This is a genomic window from Brevundimonas naejangsanensis DSM 23858 (genome assembly GCF_000421705.1).
Taxonomy (GTDB): Bacteria; Pseudomonadota; Alphaproteobacteria; order Caulobacterales; family Caulobacteraceae; genus Brevundimonas; species Brevundimonas naejangsanensis.
The window spans coordinates 148,556-168,275 of the sequence record NZ_ATXN01000004.1; the positions used below are offsets into that span (position 1 = coordinate 148,556).

The following is a 19,720-nucleotide window of genomic DNA, read 5'->3' on the forward strand; positions in this document are numbered from 1 at the left end:
GCAATAGCAAGCGTGCGCTTGCGAAATCCCAGATCAGCCTCAGGATGATTGGAACAGGCCGATCCGACAGGCTAAAGTCGCCTTGCAGGTATAAGCATATCTTTATATGTCTGGCGGACCTGCCCTCACCCCAGGAGCCTGCCTTGGCCCGTTCGTCGTTCCTCTTCACCTCCGAGAGCGTTTCGGAAGGCCACCCTGACAAGGTCGCCGATCAGATTTCGGACGCCATCGTCGACCTGTTTCTGTCCAAGGACCCCGAGGCGCGGGTGGCCTGTGAAACCCTGACGACGACCAATCTGGTGGTGCTGGCCGGCGAGATCCGCGGCGAAGGCATCATGGACACGGAGGGCAATTGGGCCCCCGGCGTCGAACAGGAAATCGAAGATACGGTGCGCGGCGTCGTGCGCGACATCGGCTATGAGCAGGACGGCTTCCACTGGGAGACGCTGGAATTCCAGAACCACCTGCACCCGCAATCGGCCCACATCGCCCAGGGCGTCGACGCCGGCGAGGACAAGGACGAGGGCGCGGGCGACCAGGGCATCATGTTCGGCTACGCCTCGAACGAGACGCCTGAGCTGATGCCGGCCACCCTGGCCTACAGCCACAACATCCTGAAGGCCCTCGCCGAGGCCCGCCACTCGGGCAAGGAGCCGGGCCTGGAGCCCGACGCCAAGAGCCAGGTGACCCTGCACTACGAAAACGGCCGTCCGGTGCGCGCGGCCTCCATCGTCGTCTCGACCCAGCACAAGGCGAACCTGAGCCAGGATCAGGTCGCAGCCATCGTGAAGCCCTATGTCGAACAGGTGCTGCCGCAGGGCTTCATCACCACCGAGACCGAATGGCACATCAACCCGACCGGCACCTTCGTCATCGGCGGGCCGGACGGCGACGCGGGCCTGACCGGGCGCAAGATCATCGTCGACACCTACGGCGGGGCGGCCCCCCACGGCGGCGGCGCCTTCTCGGGCAAGGACCCGACCAAGGTGGACCGCTCGGCCGCCTATGCCTGCCGCTACCTGGCCAAGAACGTCGTCGCGGCGGGTCTGGCCGACCGCTGCACCATCCAGATCAGCTACGCCATCGGCGTGTCCAAGCCCCTGTCGGTCCACGTCGACCTGCACGGCACGGGCAGGATCGACGAGGCGGTGCTGGAGCGCGAACTGCCCAAGCTGATCGGCGGCGCCTCGCCGCGCGCCATCCGCGAGCATCTGGGCCTGAACAAGCCCATCTATCGCCGCAGCGCCGCCTATGGCCACTTCGGCCGGACTCCGGACGCCGACGGCGGCTTCTCGTGGGAAAAGACCGACCTAGTGGACGCGCTCAAAGCCCTGGCCGCCTGAACTTGCTAAACGGCTGAAAAAACTGCCTGAAATAAGGGCGTTGCGGGCTGGCTCGCGGCGCCCTTTCTGCTTAGAGCGGCGGTTCGAGGCGCGACGCCGCAATCATGCCCTTGCATCGCGGCGCGTCTGGTCCTTTAAGCGCGCCGAATGCGCCGATACGCATCCTGTTGAAAGGAATTCCCGACCGATGAGCAAGCCCGCCCCCAAGAAAGTCGTCCTCGCCTATTCGGGCGGGCTGGACACGTCGATCATCCTGAAGTGGCTGCAGACGGAATATAACGCCGAGGTGGTGACCTTTACCGCCGATCTGGGGCAGGGCGAGGAGCTCGCCCCCGCCAAGGAAAAGGCGCTGAAGCTGGGCATCAAGCCCGAGAACATCTTCATCGACGACCTGCGCGAAGAGTTCGTGCGCGACTTCGTCTTCCCGATGTTCCGCGCCAACACCGTCTATGAAGGCCAGTATCTGCTGGGCACCTCGATCGCCCGTCCGCTGATCTCAAAGCGCCAGATCGAGATCGCCCGCATGGTCGGCGCCGACGCCGTCTGTCACGGGGCCACCGGCAAGGGCAACGATCAGGTCCGCTTCGAGCTGGGCTATTATGCGCTGGAGCCCGACATCCGCGTCGTCGCCCCGTGGCGCGAATGGGACTTCAAGTCCCGCGAGGCCCTGCTGGACTTCGCCGAGAAGCACCAGATCCCGATCTCCAAGGACAAGCGCGGCGAGGCCCCCTTCTCGGTGGACGCCAACCTTCTGCACTCCTCGTCCGAGGGCAAGGTGCTGGAAGACCCGGCTGTCGAAGCGCCCGAGTTCGTGCACCAGCGCACCATCGCGCCGGAAGACGCGCCGGATGCCCCGACCATCATCACCGTCGCCTATGAAAAGGGCGATCCGGTCGCCATCGACGGCGAGGCTCTGTCGCCCGCCGCCCTGCTGACCAAGCTGAACCAGCTGGGCCACGACAACGGCGTCGGCCGTCTGGACATGGTCGAGAACCGCTTCATCGGCATGAAGTCGCGCGGCGTCTATGAGACCCCGGGCGGGACCATCCTGCTGGCCGCCCACCGCGGCATGGAGTCGATCACGCTGGATCGCGGCGCCATGCACCTGAAGGACGAGCTGATGCCGAAATACGCCTCGCTCATCTACAACGGCTTCTGGTTCAGCCCCGAGCGCGAGATGCTGCAGGCCGCCATCGACTACAGCCAGCAGAAGGTCTCGGGCACGGTCCGCGTGAAGCTCTACAAGGGCAACATCACCATCATCGGCCGCGAAAGCCCCAACAGCCTGTACGATCAGGATCTGGTGACCTTCGAGGAAGGCGTTCAGGCCTATGACCACAAGGACGCGGAAGGGTTCATCAAGCTGAACGCCCTGCGCCTGCGCGTCCTGGCCAAGCGGGACGGCCAGAAGGGCTGAGCCGCTCTCTTAAAACCCAAGCCTACCGGGGCCGGGCGATTCTCAGGATCGCCCGGCTTCTGTCATCCGCGACCCAGATGGAGCCGTCCGGCGCCGTCGCCATCGTCACGGGAGAGCCGCGCGGGTGGCGGCCGGCGATCCTGTCCCAGCCCGGCGTCAGCACCTTGCCGTTCACGCTGGGCGCGCCGGCGGGGTAGGGCAGGGCGCCGCGCGGATAGATGGCGTAACGCCCGCCGATATCGATCAGGGGCCGCCCCGCCTCATCCGTCTCGACCGCCACGATACGGCCCGCTGTCCGGCGAAAACCGTGCCAGGTCATCAGCAGCCGCCCCTGAAGCTCAGGGAACATCGCCCCCTCATAGTAGATCAGGTCCAGCGGGGCCGCGTGCGGGGGTAGCAGGGCGATCGGCTTCTCGCGCTCATTGCAGCGCGCCTGACGCGCAGGCCAGCCCGGCAGGGGCGTGACCAGATCGACGCAATAGGGCCAGCCGTAATGGCGCCCCTGCGTCAGGACGTTGATCTCGTCATAGGGATGGTCCGGCGTCTCCAGATCGACCGAATTCTCGGCCTGAAGCACCGTCCCCGACGCATGACGCACAAGGGCGATGGAGTTCCTCAGTCCGCTGGCGAAGACGGTGCTGTCCTCGGCCCAGCGGCCGTTCCCCCGATAGGCGTGGCGCCGCACCTGCGCCGTCGCTGCATCCTCTATGCAGGCCCCGCGCGCATCAACCTTAGGCTTGCCCGCCGCGTCGAGGCAGCGGTCGCTGGGCGCCCCGACATTGACCAGCAGGTCGCCGTTCCCGTCGAAGACGAAGCTCGACAGCGGATGGCGATTGTCGTGCAGCCGATTGTCCGGCAGGTCGCCGATGACGGTGCGGACGCTGGCCTGCGCGTCGACGGCGTCGGGGTCCAGCGTCAGGATGCGGTTCATCTCGGACACATAGATGCGCCCGTCCGGCCCGCGCTTGACCGTGTGCGGCATGGACAGCCCGCCCGCCAGCCGTCGCCAGCGCGGCGCGGCGTCCGCCGCAAACGACACCCGCCACACTGCACCCTTGCCCGCCTCCCACGCGCCCAGATCGGTGACCAGCCAGTCGCCGCCGTCCAGAGGCATCAGGCCGCGCGGCATCTGCGGCCCTGCAGCGCGCGCTGATCCTTGCCACACCAGCCCCAGACAATAGCCCGTCGCCATCCGCACCCCGGTCGCCGGCCGCCCGTCGCAGTCGCCCTCGACGGCATAGGTCCGCGCCGCCGTCTGCGCCCTAACGTCAGGCGCGAACGTCGCCAGCGACAACAGGACAGCGGCGGCGATCAGACGGATTTTCATGACGGTCAGGCCAGATCCTGAATCTCTTCGTCGGTCAGTTCGCCGGGCACGATGGTGACGGGCAGTTTGCGGCCAGTGAAGGCAGCGCCCTGCTTCAGCACAGCCGAAATCAGCGGACCCGGCCCACGACCATTGGCCCCGGCGGCCAGGATCAGGATCTTGATGTCGGGGTCGTCGCCGACAGCCTTGCGGATGGCGGCCTGGGGATCGCCCTCCTCAATCAGATAGACGGGCGGGGCGCCCGAGGTTTCGGCCACCTTCTCGCCGAGCCGGGTCAGCAGGCTTTCCGCCTCTTCGCGCTGCTGACGGCGGATTTCATCACGGACGCCGGACCAGTGTTCGTCCGATCCGCCGGGCAGGGCGCGCAGCAGCACCACATGGCCCCCGGTCGAGCGCGCCCGCCGCGAGGCGTAGGCCAGGGCGGCGCCCAGCTCGGGACTGTCATCGACGACGACGAGGAACTTCCTGGGCATGGGCCCTCCGGTTCACTGAACAGCAAGGGGCCACCTAAACCGACCCAGCCCCAAACGCCAAGGCCCGCCCGCCTCGCCAGACGACGAAACGGACGGGCCCTGATTTTACCGAAGCCGCCAATAGCACTCCAAGAAGCGCTCAAGCAGCAAGCCGCCGCGCGGCGAGCGATAGCGCCTCAAAAAGCGCTCAAGCAGCGAGCGACCGCGTCGCGAGCGTAGCGCGTGACGCCGGGCTCTCGCCCGGCGTCACCTTGCTTAAGAAGCCGAAGCCAGCACTTCGCGGATGGCCCCGTTGGCGATGGTCAGCTTGGCGAAGGTCCAGCCGGAGCCCGAGGTCTCGATCTCGTCGACCGAGCCGCGCAGGGCCTCCACCTGATCCATGCGAGCGCCGATCCAGGCGTCGACCGCCTGTTCCGCGCTGTCCTCGCCGGCGCCGGCTGCCTGGGCCGAGGCGGTGGCCACGGCGCGGGCCAGCTGCTGCTGCTCGGTCATCAGGTCCTGGATCAGGCGACGCACGGCCAGGCGATCGAAGTGATCGCCCGACGGCACGGACCCGGCCGCCACGCGCAGGCGGTCGAAGTCGAAGGCGGCGCCGACCTGGTGGTAGACGCGGGCCATCGCCGGAGCGTCCCAACCCAGTTCGCCGGCCAGGTCGCCGATGTCGGCCGTAGCCACCATCGGACGCAGCATGGCGATGTCGCGGGCCAGCTCTTCGGGCGCGCCCAGACCGATGAAGGTCTGGACCCGGCTTTCGTAGCGGGCGTGCTCGTAACGCGACAGCACGTCCGGACCGGCGGCGCGCAGGGCGTCGGCGGCGGGCTGATAGGCGGCGATCATGCCGCCCACCGTCGTCTCGGTGCGGGCCGCGCGGCGCGCCAGCCAGAAGGTCTGGCGACGCAGGACCAGGGCGATCTCCTGATACAGAGCCGTCTGGGCCTCCGCCGGGATCTTCAGGTCCAGGGCCTCGACCGCCTTCCAGGCCTCATCGAGGCGGAAGACGTGACGCGCGGTCTCGAAGGCCGTGACCATGGCGGCGGTGTCGCATTCCGCCGCCGCGCGCAGGCGGTCGGGGAAGGTCGGCCCGGCCATGTTGACGATCTCGTTCGACAGCACGGTGGCGATGATGTCGCGACGCAGGCGGTGGCCCTTCATGTCCTCTTCGAACTGGGCCAGCGGGGTCGGGAAGTAGTCGACCAGCATGCGCTCGAAGAAGGCGTCGTCCGGCGCCGCCGAGGCGACGATCTCGTCGAACAGCTCCAGCTTGGAATAGGCGGTCAGGACCGCCAGCTCCGGCCGCGACAGGGCCTGGGCCTGCAGCTTCATCTCGGCCATGCGGGCGTCGTCGGGCAGGTATTCCACCGCCCGGTTCAGCTTACCGATCGAGACCAGGTGCTGCATGAACGCCTGCTGGGCGTCCAGCGCTGCGGCGCCTTCGGCCTGTTGCAGGGTCAGGGCCAGGGTCTGGTCGTAGTTGTGGCGCAGGACGTTGTCCGCCACCTCGTCGGTCATCGACTTCAGCAGGGCGTTGCGGTCTTCGGCCTTCAAGTGGCCCGAGGCGATGGCGCCGCCCAGCAGGATCTTGATGTTCACCTCCTGGTCGGAGGAGTCCACGCCGGCCGAGTTGTCGATGGCGTCGGTGTTCAGACGCACGCCCGCGCGCGCGGCCTCGATGCGGCCCAGCTGGGTCATGCCCAGGTTGGCCCCTTCGCCGATGATCTGGGCGCGGATGTCGCCGCCGTTGATCCGGATGGCGTCATTGGCCTTGTCGCCGACCTGCAGGTTGGTCTCGCCCGAACCCTTGATGTAGGTGCCGATGCCGCCGAAGTAGAGCAGCTCGGCGCGGGCCTTGAGGATGGCCTGCATCAGGGTGACCGGGTCCACCGTGTCGGCCTCGATGTCCAGCAGGTCCTTGATCTGCGGGGTCAGGGTGATCGACTTGGCCGAGCGCGAGAAGACGCCGCCGCCTTCCGAGATCAGGCTCTTGTCATAGTCCTGCCAGCTGGTGCGCGGGGTCTCGAACAGACGCATGCGCTCTTCCCACGACCTGGCCGGATCCGGGTTCGGGTCGATGAAGATGTCGCGGTGATCGAAGGCGGCCACGACCTTGGTCGCCTTGGACAGCAGCATGCCGTTGCCGAAGACGTCGCCGGACATGTCGCCGACGCCGACCACGATGAAGGGCTCGGTCTGAATGTCCTTGCCGACTTCGCGGAAGTGGCGCTTGACCGCCTCCCAGGCGCCGCGCGCCGTGATGCCCATTTCCTTGTGGTCGTAACCGGCCGAGCCGCCCGAGGCGAAGGCGTCGTCCAGCCAGAAGCCATAGGACTGGCTCACGCTGTTGGCGATGTCCGAGAAGGTCGCCGTGCCCTTGTCGGCGGCCACGACCAGATAGGGGTCGTCGCCTTCCCAGGCCACGACGTCAGCCGGGCGCACCGGGGCGGCGTCGCCGACGATGTTGTCGGTGATGTCCAGCATGCCCGACAGGAAGGTCTTATAGGCGCGAATGGCCTCGGCCTGCATTTCCTCGCGCGTGCCGCCGACCGGCAGCTGCTTGGGATAGAAGCCGCCCTTGGAGCCGACCGGCACGATGACCGAATTCTTGACCTGCTGGGCCTTCACCAGACCCAGGACCTCGGTGCGGAAATCGTCGCGACGATCCGACCAGCGCAGACCGCCGCGCGCCACCGGACCGAAACGCAGGTGAGAACCTTCGATGTGCGGCGCCCAGACGAAGATTTCGCGGAACGGCTTGGGCAGGGGCAGGTCGGCCAGTTCCTGACCGGCGATCTTGATCGAGATGTGCGCCTTCGGGTGACCCTCGGCGTCGACCTGATAGAAGTTGGTGCGCTTGATCCCGTCGATCAGCCCGGCGATCCGGCGCAGGGCGCGGTCGTGATCCAGGCTCTTCACGTCCTGAAGCAGGGTCTCGATCTTGGCGTCCAGTTCGGCCACGGCCGCTTCACGCTCGGCGACCGAGCCGCCGTGGGCCGGATCGAACTTGGCCTTGAACAGCGACAGGATGGCGCGCGCCACGTCGGGATATTCGCGCAGGGCCGCTTCCTGCACCGCCTGCGACGGGTCCAGACCGGTCTGCTGACGATAGCGGGCCAGGGTGCGGATCAGGGCCGCTTCGCGCCAGTCGACGCCCAGCTCCAGCACCAGACGGTTGAAGCCGTCGCTCTCGGTGCGGCCGTTCCAGACGGCCTTGAAGGCCTCTTCGAACGGGGTCTTGAGGTCGGCGAAGACCAGGTCGGCGCCGTGCGGGTCTTCCAGCAGGAAGTCGTGGATATAGATCGGCTCCTGGCCGATCGCGCGCACCACGTGGTCGGATTCCTCCAGCGTCTTCAGGCCCATGTCGGCCAGGATCGGCAGGACGTCCGACAGCGGCACGGCCGAGCCGCGACGATACAGTTTGAAGCGGAACTGCAGCTTGGTCTCGTCCGCCGTGCGGAAGGCGCGCACCGCCACCGGCTCGGCATGGACGCCATCGGCCGCCGAGCCGTCGTTCAGACGGTCGAACTGCTCCAGATCGGCCACGGCCTCGGCCGCGTCATAGCGGTCGCGGAAGGCGACGCCGAAGCCCTCGGCCCAGCGGGCGCTGGTCGGGCCGACGGCGGCTTCGTCCACCCCGGCCTGGCGCAGGGCGCGCTCGAAGCGGTCGATCCAACTGCGGCCGGCCTCGGCCACCTCGGCCTCCAGCGCCTTGAGGTCCGGCACCGGATGCTCGCCCGGCGTCACGCCGATGATGTAGTGGACGCGGGTCAGCGGCTGGTCCGACATCTGCGGATAGGCGGCCGACACCCGGCCGCCCCAGGCCTGGGCCAGGATGGCGCCGATACGCTGGCGCAGACCGGCGTCGTAGCGTTCGCGCGGCACGAAGCACAGCACCGAGACGAACCGGTCGAACGGATCACGGCGCGTGAACAGGCGGATGCGCGGGCGGTCATACAGATGCAGGATGCCCAGCGCCGTATCCAGCAGCTCGTCCTCGCCGATCTGGAACAGCTCGTCGCGCGGATAGTTTTCCAGGATGGTGCGCAGGCGCTTGTGGTTGTGGCTGCCCGGCGCCTTGTCGGCGCGCGCCAGGGCGTTCTCGACCTTGCGGCGCAGCAGCGGCACCTCATGCGCCATGACGTCATAGGCTTCATGGGTGAACAGGCCGACGAAACGGGTCTCGCCCACGGCCCGGCCCTGATCGTCGAAACGCTTGACGCCGATGTAGTCCATATAGGCGCGGCGGTGCACGCGAGAGCGCATATTGCCCTTGGCCACCGTGACCGGCTCGCTCTCGTTCAACTGGGCCTGCATGGCGGGGGTCAGCACGGCCGGCTCATTGGCGCGGCGCAGGACACGGCGTTCGGGGTCGCTGAGGACGCCCAGACCGTCGGTCGACTGGCTCAGGGGCGCCTCGGCCTCATAGGCGCCGTCGGCGCGGCGCGGATAGTCGTACTGACGCGCGCCCAGGAAGACGAAATGATCGTCCTTGACCCAGCGCAGGAAGGCCAGGTTTTCGGCCAGGACCTCGCTCGCCACGCCGACCGGCGGATGGGCTTCCAGGCGAGCGATCTCGGCGCCCATCGCCTCCAGCATGGAGGCGTGGTCGCGCACGGCGACGCGGACATCGGCCAGGGCGGCCGCCAGCCCTTCGCCCAGGGCGTCGCGGCGCTCCTGCGGCAGGGGGTCGATGACGGCGATGATCAGGGAGTCGCGGCGTCCGGCCTCGACCTCGACGATCGGGTGGAACAGGGCGCGCACGGTGACGCCCGCCTCAGCCAGTTCGCCCAGCACGCTGTCGACCAGGAAGGGACCGTCGTCCTGCAGGATCAGGACCTGATCATAGCCCGTGTTGACGCCGTGTTCGTCGACCAGAGGACCGACGGTGATGCGGGCAGGCTCGCCCGCCTTGCGGGCCTGGGCGCCGCGCCAGGCGCCGGCCAGCAGGATCGCCAGATCGTCGCCGCCCAGTTCGGGCGTCTCATCGGCGGCGTAGTCGTCGAAGGCCTGGGCCAGCAGCGCCTTTTCGGGCGCTCCCGGCGGCGCTGCAATCCGCGCATAGGCCGCTTCCAGCGCTCCCAGGTCAGCGGGAACGGCGGGAACGATGCGCGAAGCAGCGGACATGACGACAGTCTCAAACGGCGCGGTGGAAAACCGCTGGGGAAAACTGCGGCACCTTAGCGCGCCCGGCGAGAACGGCTAGGCCGCTTGAGCCCCGAAATGCATGGATTTTCAGTGTGCAGCGCACCATGTGGCGCTAGAGGCCCAGTTGTGGACGGTTTTCCGCGTCAGCCCCGCGCATCGCAGCAGCAAAAGCCCCATTTCCGCCGTCTTCTGACAGAAACCGGCCCGGCGACAGACTGTCAGACTGGCCCCAAAAACGAACAAGGCCGTCGAACGATGTCCGACGGCCTGCTCGGTCCGGCGCTCAGGAGGGGGAGGGGAAGCGCCGGCCTCAGACGCCGCGGCCCGGGAGGGGGAGGGGAGGGCCGCGTCGTGTGAGGATGAGATAGGCGTCGATTGCGGCCTTTCAAGGACAATTGAAGGATTATTTCAGGCTTCCATCCTGCGGCGGGACGTCGCGGCCCAAAATCCGTCCGAGCCAGGAAGAACCGCCCTTTGGTTTCGGCGCCTTGTCCGGCTTGCGGGCATAGGGCTCGCCATCGCCCGACAGCAGGACGGCGATCCACCGCGAGCCCTTGAACTCGGCCAGGATCGCCATGGCCATCACGGCCAGAGGCGTCGACAGGAACATCCCCGCCACGCCCCACAGCTTGCCCCAAAAGGCCAGGGCCAGCAGCACGACGATGGGGTCGATATTCTGATTGTCGCCCTGCATCCGCGGCTGCACCAGATTGCCGACCAGGAACAGCAGCACCTGAAGCCCGACGAACAGGACCGCCGCCGGCCAGTAGCTCTCGAACTGCACCAGGGCGAACAGGGGCGGGGCGCAGCCTGCGACCGCCCCGCCGAGCACCGGGATAAAGCCGACAATGAAGATGACGAAGGTCCAGAACTCGGCGTTCTGGAGCCCCACAGCCCGCATCAGCACCCAGGCGACTGCGCAGATCATCGCCCCGGTCACAGCCTGGACCCACAGATAGCCCTCGACCCCGCCGCGCACGCGCTCAAACACCTCCAGCGCCTCCTGACGCGGGCCGCGCTCGGGGAACATGCCGACCATCTTCTTGCGGAAGCCCGCCTGAGAGGCCAGCAGGAAGCCCAGGTAGATCATGACGAAGAAGGCGCCGGTCGCCGCTCCCTGCACCTGGAAGGCGGCGCTGGTCAGCCAGCCGCGCACGTCGATGCCGGCGATCATGTCGTGAAAGGTCGGCGGATCGCTGACCCCGACCAGACCCGATACGTCGCGGCTGATCTGGTCGATGCGCGGGCCGATGCTGCCCGCCACGCCCGAAGCGTCGGTGAAGAAGCCCGCCGCCCCGTCGACGATGATCCAGATCGACAACAGGAAGCCCAGCACCACGACGATCAGGGCCGCAGCGCCGGCGAAACGCGGCGGGATGGGCGTGCGGCGCTCGATGGCCCGCTTCACCCCGTCGATCATGATCATCAGGAACATGGCCATGGCCAGGGGGGTCAGGATGTCCCTGAGCCAATAAAGGGCCGCTCCTGCCGCCACGACAGCGATCAACACCACCGCATTGGAGGCTGGCGAAGAATGATTGACGGTGATCGGAAGCTTCATGGCGGGACTGTCGTCGTGGCTTGAACCCGCGTCAATCGCTGTAAACCGCCGAGGTTCCGCCTTGCAGCCGCGGCGCGGTCGATTAAGCATGGCTTGTCACGCAGGAGACCCGCTTCATGACCGACGCCCCCGCCCTGTTTCTCGGCCAGTCCTTTGAAGGCGCGCCTGAACGGCTGCTGCTGAACCGGGCCAATCGCCACGGCGTCGTGGCGGGCGCCACCGGCACCGGCAAGACCGTAACCCTGCAGATCATGGCCCAGGGCTTTTCCGAGGCGGGCGTGCCGGTCTTCTGCGCCGATGTGAAGGGCGACCTGTCCGGCATCAGCCAGGACGGCGGGCTTGAGAAGTTCGCCGAGCGCGCGGGCAAGATGGGGCTGACGCTGAACGGCAAGGCGGCGCCCGTCGTCTTCTGGGACCTGTACGGCCAGAAGGGCCATCCGATCCGCGCCACCATTTCCGACGTCGGCCCGACCCTGCTGGCCCGGATGCTGGAGCTGAACGACGTGCAGGAGGGGGTGCTGACTGTCGCCTTCCACGTCGCCGACAAGGAAGGTCTGCTGCTGCTGGACCTGGAGGACCTGCGCGCCCTGCTGGCCTATGTCGGCGAGAACGCCCAGACCATCGGCCGAGAGGTCGGCAACGTCTCGCCAACCTCCATCGCCGCCATCCAGCGGGCCCTGCTTCAGCTTGAGCAGCAGGGGGGCAAGGCCTTCTTCGGCGAACCGGCTCTGCGGCTTGAGGACATGATGCGCACCGCCCTGGACGGCCGTGGCCAGGTGAACGTGCTGGACGCCACGCGGCTGATGAACAGCCCGCGCCTGTACGCCGCCTTCCTGCTGTGGCTGCTGAGCGAGCTGTTCGAGCAGCTGCCCGAGATCGGCGACCCGGAGAAGCCGCGCCTGGTCTTCTTCTTCGACGAGGCGCACCTGTTGTTCAACGACGCGCCCAAAGGCCTGCTGGAGAAAGTCGAGCAGGTCGTCCGCCTGATCCGCTCCAAGGGCGTCGGCGTCTATTTCGTCACCCAGAACCCGGCCGACATTCCCGACAGCGTCCTGGCCCAGCTGGGCAACCGGGTGCAGCACGCCCTGCGCGCCTATACCCCCGCCGAACAGAAAGGTCTGCGCGCCGCCGCCCAGAGTTTCCGCGCCAATCCCGCCTTCGACACGGCTGAGGCCATTCAGGCGCTGGGCGTGGGCGAAGCGCTCGTTTCAACTCTGGATGAGAAGGGCGCCCCCACCGTGGTGGCCCAGACCAAGATCCGTCCGCCCGACTCCCGCCTCGGCCCGGCGACCGAAACCGAGCGCGCCGCGACCATGGCCGCCAGCCCCGTGCGCGGGGTCTATGACACCGCCGTCAACCGCGAGTCCGCCGAAGAGGTGCTGAAGGCGCGCCGCGCCCAGGCCGACCGCCTCGAAGCCGAAACTGCCGCCGCCGCGGCAGAGGCCAAGGCGGCCGAAAAGGCCGCGCGTTCGGCGCCCGCTCCGCGCGCCCCGGCCGCGCCCCGCCCCCGCGCGCCATCCAACCGGCAGACCCCGGTCGAAGCCCTCACCAAGTCCGTGCTGCGCACCGCCGGATCGACCATCACCCGCGAACTGCTGCGCGGCGTGCTGGGCAGTCTGAAGAAGCGATAGACGTCCTCAGCCGCGCGGGATCAGGCGCCACATCCGCAAGGGGTGGCGCACCGCGCCCGCCTCATGCCCCGCCGCGTCGCCCCGCCCGATATAGAGGTCCGCGCGCACCGGGCCGCGAATGGCCGAGCCGGTGTCCAGCGTCATGACCAGGCCGCGATAGCTGGCGCGGGCGCCGCGCAGATTGCCGCCGTCCGCCTCGATCCAGGCCGCCTCGCCGTAGGTCCAGCGCGAGGGGTCCACCGCGACCGAGCGTCGGGCAGGCAGGGGGACGCCCGCGGCGCCCGTCGCCTCATCACCGTCATCGGGCCTGGTGGTGAAGAAGATATAGCGCGGGTTCAGCGCCATCACGCGGCGCGCCTCAGCCCCGCGATGGGCGGCCAGCCAGGCGCGGATGGCCTCGCCCGACGTGCCGTCGCGCGGCAGCAGGCCCTCGTCGGCCATGGGGCGGGCGATGCCCACGAACTTCGCCCCGTTGTCGGCGGCGTAGGCGGCGCGCAGGCGGGCGCCGTCGGGGAAGGTCAGGGTTCCGGAGCCCTGAATCTGCAGGAAGAACAGATCCTCCGCCTTCATCCAGGCCAGAACCGACGACTGAGCGGATCCGGCCTCGATGGCGGCGCGATCGCCGACGCTGGACAGATTGGCCGGGCGGCTGAGCACAGGCGCATCGAACTCGGCGTCGGGCGTGCGGCGAGCCGGATATTCAGGCGCGAAATAGGCCGTCAGCAGCCCCCGATCGCCATCGTCGGTCTGGACCTCGGTCGCGGCGAAGCGGCTTTCGAGGAAGGCGCGGGCGTCGCTGGGATTGGCGCGCGAGGCAAGGGCGTTGGCGTCGCGACAGGTCTGGATCGCGATGCGGGACGGACCGCAACCGGCGGCATAGGCGCGCAGGGCCGCCAGATGGTCTTCCTCGGCCCAGCCGGGCAGGGCCGCCAGGTTGAGCTCGCCCGCAACCGGCGGGGGCGTCGGCCTGTCCACGGGCGGCGTAGGGCCGGGGGGCGGGCCGGGGGTCGGAATCGGACGGGGCGTGGAGACGCAGGCCGCCGCCAGCAGGGTCAGGGCTGCGACGCCCATCCAGGAAAGCGGAGCCGTAAGAGGACGGGCCGCGCCCGTCTGATCGAGGGACGCGGACCGGGCGATCATCAGGCGGTCGCCGGCTCGACGCGGGCCAGGGCCCAGTTGGGGTCGGACGTTCCCAGTCGCCGCTCAAAGGTCCAGATTTCGGCGGTGCGGCGCTCCTCGGTCACGGTCTCGCCGCCAGAGGGGGTCAGGGAGCCGCGCACCTCGGCCAGGAAGCGCACCTTGGCCAGGGCGCGGTCGCCCTCGGCCGTGGCCAGCTCCAGATCGGCGCGCGGGGCGTGGACCAGTTCGGCGCTCTCGGCGTCGCCGCGCGCCTCACGGGCGGCGATGCCCGCCTCGAACGAGCCCATGACCTTGTCGGTCAACAGGGGACGCAGGGCCTCACGGTCGCCCTTGGCGTAGGCGCCCACAATGGTCTCATAGGCCTGACGCGCGCCCTCCAGAAAGCGGTGGGGGTCGAAGTTCGGATCACGCGCCTTCAGCCCCGCGATCGCCGCAGTCAGAGCCGGATCGGCGACAGGCCCCTTGGGCGCCTCGGCCGCGCCGCCCAGCGCCGCCGGAACCGCAATCGGTTTCGGATTGTCCTCGGGCTGACGGCCGACCTTCTTGCCCAGCACATTATAGAGCTGGAACAACAGAACCGCCGCGATAACGGCGAAAATCACGATCTGAAAGGTCACCGGCACGGTGGGTTCCTCGATTTTAGTCAGGCCGCCTGTCGCACGTCAGAAGACGCCCGGCGGGCTCTCCCCCAAGCGAAAAGGCTGGGCGTACAATGTGATTAGGGGTCGATCCGGGCGGGCGCAAGGCGAAGCAGGGGGCGAACGCCGGTCTCGACGTTGCGACACAGGGTCTCGCCATGCTACCGCCGCCCCTCATGCCTGCTCGACGAACGAGCGGGACGCCTCATTTCTGCAAGACGGTTTCCATACCCATGACCGACGCCACGCCGCCCGCCGACGCCAACGGCCAGACGCCCGACCAAGCCCAACCGCAGGACGGCCAGCCGCAAGGCCCCGGCTTCCGCATCCTGGCCCAGTACGTCCGCGACCTGTCGTTCGAGAACCCCAAGGCGCCGGACAGTCTGCGCATCGACGGCAAGCCCGCCATCGACATGGGCGTCGAGATGAACGCCCAGGGCCGCCCCGACGGCCTGTTCGAGGTCGACCTGAAGCTGTCGATCAAGGCCACGGCCGACGACAAGTCGCCGGTGTTTCACGTGGAACTGCTCTACGGCGGCCTGTTCGCCCTGCAGAGCGTCCAGCCCCAGGACATCGAGCCCCTGCTGCTGATCGAATGCCCGCGCTACCTCTTCCCCTTCGCGCGCCAGATCATCGCCCAGGCGACGGCCGACGGGGGCTTCTACCCGCCCTTCATGGTCGACCCGATCGACTTCGCCGCCATCTACATCGCCCGCCAGCAACAGATCGCCGGCGCCCCGGCCGAAACCGGCCAGGCTTGATAAGAGGTCGCTAACGCGAGGCGCGCGGCGCCTCGCTGCTTGAGCGACAAGATGGGTCACTATCGCAGGACGCGCGGCGTCCTGCTGCTTGAGCGACATTTTATGTGGAGGGGGCGTCCTAAGGGGCGCCCCTTTCTTTTCAGGGATGGGTTGATGCTCAAGGTCATCGCCGAGGACTTCATCAAGCCTGAACATATCGAGACGGTGCGGCCTCTCTACGCCGAATTGGTGCGGCTGACGCGGCGGGAGCCGCTGTGCCTGGCCTATGATCTGTTCGAGGATCACAACCAGCCGGGACACTTCATTTTCATCGAGGAATGGCCCGATCAGGCCGCGCTCGACGCCCATTGCGCCAGCGAACATTTCCGCCGCCTGGTTCCCCAGATCGACGCCCGCCAGACCAGGCCCGGAACCTATATTCTGATGAAGCCCGTCCTAGCGGAATCCGCTGATCAAGCGGCTTCTTCAGCCTCGGCCTCGACCGTCACGCCATAGGCCGCCCACAGGCTGAAATCCTTGATCGTCGCCTTGAGGAAGGCCAGGTGGGCCGCCTCTTCCTCGGCCGTGACGAAGGAGGGCAGGGGGCGCGGCCGGGCGCCATAGGCGGCGCGCACCGCAGTCTCCGCAGGACCGCCGCGCGTCGAGGTCAGGTCCAGCGCCCGCTCCTTGCCGCCGCGGAGCTCCAGATAGACCTCGGCCAGCAGGCGGGCGTCGATCAGGGCGCCGTGCAGGGTGCGCTCGACCAGGCTGATCTTGTAGCGCTTGCACAGGGCGTCCAGCGAGTTGGCCATGCCCGGAAACCGCTTCTGGGCCAGGGCCAGGGTGTCGATCCAACGGTCCTGCGGCGGCGGCTTGCGGCCGATGCGGCCGATCTCGAAGTCGATGAAGTTGCGGTCGAAGTTGGCGTTGTGCGCGATCAGGGGCGCATCGCCCAGGAACTCCATCAGGTCATCGACGACCTCATGAAATTTGGGCGCGTCCTTCACCTTGTCGTCGGTGATGCCGTGCACCTTGATGGCGTCCGGCGGGATCAACCGTTCGGGGTTGATGAAGCGGTGAAAGGTCCGGCCCGTCGGCAGCAGATCCTCGATCTCGATACAGCCCACCTCGATCAGCCGGTCGCCGGTCTTGGGATCAAAGCCGGTGGTTTCAGTATCAAGGACGATTTCGCGGGCCATGTCCCTTAATGCCGGGGTTCGCTCCTGAACGAAAGAGCGCCGCGCGGCGGCGTCCACGACGGCGACAGCACTGTCCCCACGATCCGGCGCACCTGATCGCGCGCCGCTTCCAGCCCTTGCCCCGTGTCGATGAGAAAGTCGGCGCGCGCGCGTTTTTCGGCGTCCGGAGTCTGGCGCGACAGAATGGCGTCGAAGCGCTCGCGCGTCATGCCGGGGCGGGCCAGGACGCGCCGGGCCTGCACCTCGGGTTCGGCGGTGACCACCACCACGGCGTCGACAGCGGCGTCGCCGCCCGTCTCGAACAGCAAGGGAATGTCCACGACCGCCAACGACGAGCCCTGAGCCTCCGCCGCCTTCAGCGCCTGTGCGCGATCCATCGCGACCAGGGGATGGACGATGGCCTCCAGTCGCTGAAACGCGGTCTCGTCGCGCCCCAGAACCTCAGCCAGCCGAGCTCGATCTACGGCGCCGTCCACGATCACGCCGGGAAAGCTCTGTTCCAGCGGCGCCACGGCCGCTCCGCCCGTTCCATAGAGCCGGTGAACGGCGGCGTCGGCGTCCCAGACCACCGCGCCTTCCTCAGCGAACATCTTCGCCGTCGTGGATTTTCCCATGCCTATGGAGCCGGTCAGCCCCAGAACGATCATGCGGCGGCGTCCATGTCCGTCGCGCTCGCCAAATGGGCCATAGCCACGGCGCGCAGATCCAGCGGGGGGGGCGGGACGCCGAAAATAGCCTCAAACGACGGTCCCGCCTGACCGATCAGCATGGCCAGGCCGTCGACGGTGATCAGCCCTCGCGCCTGAGCCGCAGCCAAAAAGGGCGTGAGCACCGGCTTATAGGTCATATCCATGACGACCGCGTCGGCTTTCAGGACACCGAGGTCTATGCTCGGCGGCGCGCTCAGGGCGTTGATGACCAGGTCGGCGTCGGCCAGGGCGCCCTCGTCCTCAGCCACCGCCACCCCGGCGCCCAGGTCGGCGGCCAGAGCCTCGGCGCGGCTGCGCGTGCGGTTCAGGATGGACAGGCGCGCCCCGGCCTCGACCAGGGCGCCCGCGACCGCGCGGGCGGCGCCGCCCGCGCCCAGCATGACGACATGGGCGCCCTTCAGCTCAAGAGACGGCGCCTGTTCCGCCAGGGCGTAGAGCACGCCCGCCCCATCGGCGCTGTCGGCCCGAACCCGGCCGTTATCAAACACCAGGATATTGGCTGAACCGGTCGCCTTGGCCGCCGGGGCGATGTCGTCAGCCAGAGCGAAGGCCTGCTCCTTGAACGGCGCCGTGACGTTGAGTCCGTGGATCAGGCCCGCCCGCCCGGCGGCGACCAGGGTGCGGAAACCATTGGGGTCCTTCGGCTGAAAGGCGACATAGGAGCCGTCGACCGCTCCCGCTTCCAGCCAGGCGTTATGCAGCACCGGACTCAGGGAATGACCGATCGGATTGCCCACGACCCCGCCCAGACGGACCCGCCCCGTGATGCGCGCCGGACGAGCCGCCGGTTCCGTTTCTATCTTCATGACGCAATAACCCCCGCACGCCTCAACTCTGTGAGGACGGGCCATAACGGCAATCCGAGAACAGTGAAATAGTCGCCGTGCACGGCGTTGAAAAGTTGCGCCCCCATCCCCTCAAGCCGGTAGGAGCCGACGCAGGCCAGCAGGCCTTCGCCCTCCACCGCCAGATAGGCGTCCAGAAAGGCGTCGGAGAAAGCGCGGACCTTCATTTCGGCTGTATCCAGCCCGCTCCACACAACCTGGCCCTTGTGCGCCAGAGCCGCGCCTGAATGCAGCTGATGCGAGCGGCCCCGCATGGCCGCCAGGCGCGCGCGCGCCGCACCCAAGGTCGGCGCCTTGGACACCAGCCCGCCGTCAAAAGCCAAAGTCTGGTCCGCCCCCAGCACCCAGGCCTCAGGATCATGACGCGACACCGCCAGCGCCTTGGCCCGGGCCAGTTCCACCGCCAGCTCAGCCGGATCGACGCCCGGCGTCTTCAGCGCGTCTTCGTCCACATCAGCGACCTGGACGACGAAGGGCACGCCAGCGTTTTCCAGCATGGCGCGTCGGGCGGCGCTCTTGGAGGCCAGGATCAACCGTTCGTTAGGGGCCTCGGTCACATCGGCGCTCCCAGCCTGCGGCTGCGCCGCTCGCTCAACAGGTTGATGATGGCGGCGGCCGTCTCCTCGACCGAACGCCGGGTCACGTCGATGGTCGGCCACCCGCGCCGTTCAAAGGCGCGACGCGCCTTGATGGTCTCTTCACGAACGGAGTCATGGTCGACATAGGCCGAGGCGTGGCCTGCGTTCAGCCCGTCCAGGCGATTGCGGCGGATCTGCACCAGACGGTCCGGCGAGACGGTCAGGCCGACCACCAGCGGGTTCTTCAGCGCCGTCAGCCGCTCCCCGTCTTCCTGACCCGGAACCAGCGGCACATTGGCCGCCCGGATGCCCCGGTGAGCCAGATAGATGCAGGTCGGCGTCTTGGACGTCCGGCTGACGCCGCACAGGACGACATCGGCCTGTTCCAGCTGCTCCAGCGTTCCTTGTCCGTCATCGTGGGCGATGGCGTAGTCCAGCGCGCTCATCCGGTTGAAATAGCCGGTATCCAGGGCGTGCTGGGCGCCCACCCGCGCCGAAACATCCGCCCCCAGATAGCGCGACAGGGCGCCGACCAGCGGGTCCAGCGCCCCGATCTGCGGCATCTGCAGCTGACGGCAGCCTTCCTCCAGTTGCTCGCGCAGTTCCCGATCGACCAGCGTATGCAGAACCACGCCGGGCGCCGCTGCAATTTCTTCCAGCACCCGCTCCATCTGCTTGTTGGACCGCACCAGGGCGTAGATGTGCTCGATGGGAATGACGCCGTCGAACCGGGCGATCACCGCCTTGGCCATCGCGTTCAACGTCTCGCCCGTCGAATCCGAGACGAGATGAACATGAAAATAGGTGGCCAGACGCGAAGCGCCGGGAGGACGGGCAGGGCTCATGAGGACGGCGTCTCCTTCTGGGCGACGGTCGGATCATCCCCGCGCCCTGTTGAAAAGCCGGGGCGCCGTTCGTGAAAGACCGGGCGCCGAATCCTGTAGCAAGCCCCGTCGTCGGTCGCGAGCGGGGATCGCGG

Annotated in this window: 16 protein-coding genes; 5 read left to right on the forward strand and 11 right to left on the reverse strand. The window is 68.1% G+C overall.

Going from position 1 to position 19,720, the window contains the following annotated elements:
• The first annotated feature begins 143 nt into the window (after window positions 1–143).
• On the forward strand, window positions 144–1,343 hold the full coding sequence (gene metK / locus H556_RS0110270; RefSeq protein WP_024354338.1) for a methionine adenosyltransferase: 1,200 nt from the start codon (window positions 144–146) through the stop codon (window positions 1,341–1,343).
• A gap of 187 nt (window positions 1,344–1,530) precedes the next feature.
• Window positions 1,531–2,760 carry an argininosuccinate synthase gene (locus tag H556_RS0110275; RefSeq protein ID WP_024354339.1) on the forward strand — a complete coding sequence of 410 codons (1,230 nt, stop codon included), beginning with the start codon at window positions 1,531–1,533 and terminating at the stop codon, window positions 2,758–2,760.
• Between the two features lie 22 nt (window positions 2,761–2,782).
• On the opposite strand, the gene H556_RS0110280 is transcribed toward H556_RS0110275, so the two are convergent.
• From H556_RS0110280 to H556_RS0110295, 4 genes are all read right to left on the reverse strand, one after another.
• On the reverse strand, window positions 2,783–4,087 hold the full coding sequence (locus tag H556_RS0110280; protein ID WP_024354340.1) for a PQQ-dependent sugar dehydrogenase: 1,305 nt from the start codon (window positions 4,085–4,087) through the stop codon (window positions 2,783–2,785).
• A gap of 5 nt (window positions 4,088–4,092) precedes the next feature.
• Entirely contained in the window at window positions 4,093–4,560 is a 468-nt protein-coding gene (locus H556_RS0110285) for a universal stress protein (protein ID WP_024354341.1), read from the reverse strand.
• Window positions 4,561–4,815: 255 nt separating this feature from the next.
• Complete coding sequence (locus tag H556_RS0110290; protein WP_024354342.1) at window positions 4,816–9,678, reverse strand: NAD-glutamate dehydrogenase; 4,863 nt, start codon at window positions 9,676–9,678, stop codon at window positions 4,816–4,818.
• Between the two features lie 424 nt (window positions 9,679–10,102).
• On the reverse strand, window positions 10,103–11,260 hold the full coding sequence (locus H556_RS0110295) for an AI-2E family transporter (protein ID WP_024354343.1): 1,158 nt from the start codon (window positions 11,258–11,260) through the stop codon (window positions 10,103–10,105).
• A 116-nt stretch (window positions 11,261–11,376) separates the two neighbouring features.
• Here H556_RS0110295 and H556_RS0110300 point away from each other — a divergent pair, with 116 nt between their 5' ends.
• Complete coding sequence (locus H556_RS0110300) at window positions 11,377–12,891, forward strand: helicase HerA-like domain-containing protein (protein WP_024354344.1); 1,515 nt, start codon at window positions 11,377–11,379, stop codon at window positions 12,889–12,891.
• Between the two features lie 6 nt (window positions 12,892–12,897).
• Here the strand turns inward: H556_RS0110300 and H556_RS0110305 are convergent, their stop codons facing one another.
• Together H556_RS0110305 and timA are read right to left on the reverse strand one after the other, a co-directional pair.
• The gene (locus tag H556_RS0110305) at window positions 12,898–14,031 is read right to left on the reverse strand and encodes an MltA domain-containing protein (RefSeq protein WP_024354345.1); all 1,134 of its coding nucleotides are present in this window, start codon (window positions 14,029–14,031) and stop codon (window positions 12,898–12,900) included.
• Window positions 14,031–14,648: a TIM44-related membrane protein TimA gene (gene timA / locus H556_RS0110310; RefSeq protein WP_024354346.1), complete on the reverse strand. Its 618-nt coding sequence runs from the start codon at window positions 14,646–14,648 to the stop codon at window positions 14,031–14,033. The genes H556_RS0110305 and timA overlap by 1 nt, the downstream gene beginning before the upstream one ends.
• Before the next feature lie 254 nt (window positions 14,649–14,902).
• Between timA and secB the strand changes: the two genes are divergently transcribed.
• Entirely contained in the window at window positions 14,903–15,430 is a 528-nt protein-coding gene (secB, locus tag H556_RS0110315; protein ID WP_024354347.1) for a protein-export chaperone SecB, read from the forward strand.
• A 153-nt stretch (window positions 15,431–15,583) separates the two neighbouring features.
• Window positions 15,584–15,925, forward strand: coding sequence for a putative quinol monooxygenase (locus H556_RS0110320; RefSeq protein ID WP_024354348.1), 342 nt, complete (start codon window positions 15,584–15,586; stop codon window positions 15,923–15,925).
• Here H556_RS0110320 and dnaQ read toward each other — a convergent pair.
• From dnaQ to H556_RS0110345, 5 genes are read right to left on the reverse strand one after another with little or no spacing between them, the layout of a single operon-like run.
• Window positions 15,883–16,608 (reverse strand): DNA polymerase III subunit epsilon, encoded by a 726-nt coding sequence (gene dnaQ / locus H556_RS0110325; RefSeq protein ID WP_024354349.1) that lies wholly within the window; start codon window positions 16,606–16,608, stop codon window positions 15,883–15,885. The two genes, H556_RS0110320 and dnaQ, sit on opposite strands and share 43 nt — an antisense overlap.
• Before the next feature lie 5 nt (window positions 16,609–16,613).
• Entirely contained in the window at window positions 16,614–17,255 is a 642-nt protein-coding gene (gene coaE, locus H556_RS0110330; RefSeq protein WP_024354350.1) for a dephospho-CoA kinase, read from the reverse strand.
• Window positions 17,252–18,124, reverse strand: a complete 873-nt coding sequence (gene aroE / locus H556_RS0110335; protein ID WP_024354351.1) for a shikimate dehydrogenase — start codon at window positions 18,122–18,124, stop codon at window positions 17,252–17,254. Before aroE ends, coaE begins: the two co-directional genes overlap by 4 nt.
• The gene (locus tag H556_RS0110340; RefSeq protein WP_024354352.1) at window positions 18,121–18,720 is read right to left on the reverse strand and encodes a Maf family protein; all 600 of its coding nucleotides are present in this window, start codon (window positions 18,718–18,720) and stop codon (window positions 18,121–18,123) included. The genes aroE and H556_RS0110340 overlap by 4 nt, the downstream gene beginning before the upstream one ends.
• Entirely contained in the window at window positions 18,717–19,586 is an 870-nt protein-coding gene (locus tag H556_RS0110345) for a pyruvate, water dikinase regulatory protein (RefSeq protein WP_024354353.1), read from the reverse strand. Before H556_RS0110345 ends, H556_RS0110340 begins: the two co-directional genes overlap by 4 nt.
• Window positions 19,587–19,720 lie beyond the last annotated feature (134 nt).

Coding starts and splice junctions, on each gene's coding strand:
- H556_RS0110275 (WP_024354339.1), top strand. CDS start 1,531: ATGAGCAAGCCCGCCCCCAAGAAAGTCGTCCTCGCCTATTCGGGCGGG.
- H556_RS0110280 (WP_024354340.1), bottom strand. CDS start 4,087: ATGAAAATCCGTCTGATCGCCGCCGCTGTCCTGTTGTCGCTGGCGACG.
- H556_RS0110285 (WP_024354341.1), bottom strand. CDS start 4,560: ATGCCCAGGAAGTTCCTCGTCGTCGTCGATGACAGTCCCGAGCTGGGC.
- H556_RS0110290 (WP_024354342.1), bottom strand. CDS start 9,678: ATGTCCGCTGCTTCGCGCATCGTTCCCGCCGTTCCCGCTGACCTGGGA.
- H556_RS0110295 (WP_024354343.1), bottom strand. CDS start 11,260: ATGAAGCTTCCGATCACCGTCAATCATTCTTCGCCAGCCTCCAATGCG.
- H556_RS0110300 (WP_024354344.1), top strand. CDS start 11,377: ATGACCGACGCCCCCGCCCTGTTTCTCGGCCAGTCCTTTGAAGGCGCG.
- H556_RS0110305 (WP_024354345.1), bottom strand. CDS start 14,031: ATGATCGCCCGGTCCGCGTCCCTCGATCAGACGGGCGCGGCCCGTCCT.
- secB (WP_024354347.1), top strand. CDS start 14,903: ATGACCGACGCCACGCCGCCCGCCGACGCCAACGGCCAGACGCCCGAC.
- H556_RS0110320 (WP_024354348.1), top strand. CDS start 15,584: ATGCTCAAGGTCATCGCCGAGGACTTCATCAAGCCTGAACATATCGAG.
- dnaQ (WP_024354349.1), bottom strand. CDS start 16,608: ATGGCCCGCGAAATCGTCCTTGATACTGAAACCACCGGCTTTGATCCC.
- coaE (WP_024354350.1), bottom strand. CDS start 17,255: ATGATCGTTCTGGGGCTGACCGGCTCCATAGGCATGGGAAAATCCACG.
- aroE (WP_024354351.1), bottom strand. CDS start 18,124: ATGAAGATAGAAACGGAACCGGCGGCTCGTCCGGCGCGCATCACGGGG.
- H556_RS0110345 (WP_024354353.1), bottom strand. CDS start 19,586: ATGAGCCCTGCCCGTCCTCCCGGCGCTTCGCGTCTGGCCACCTATTTT.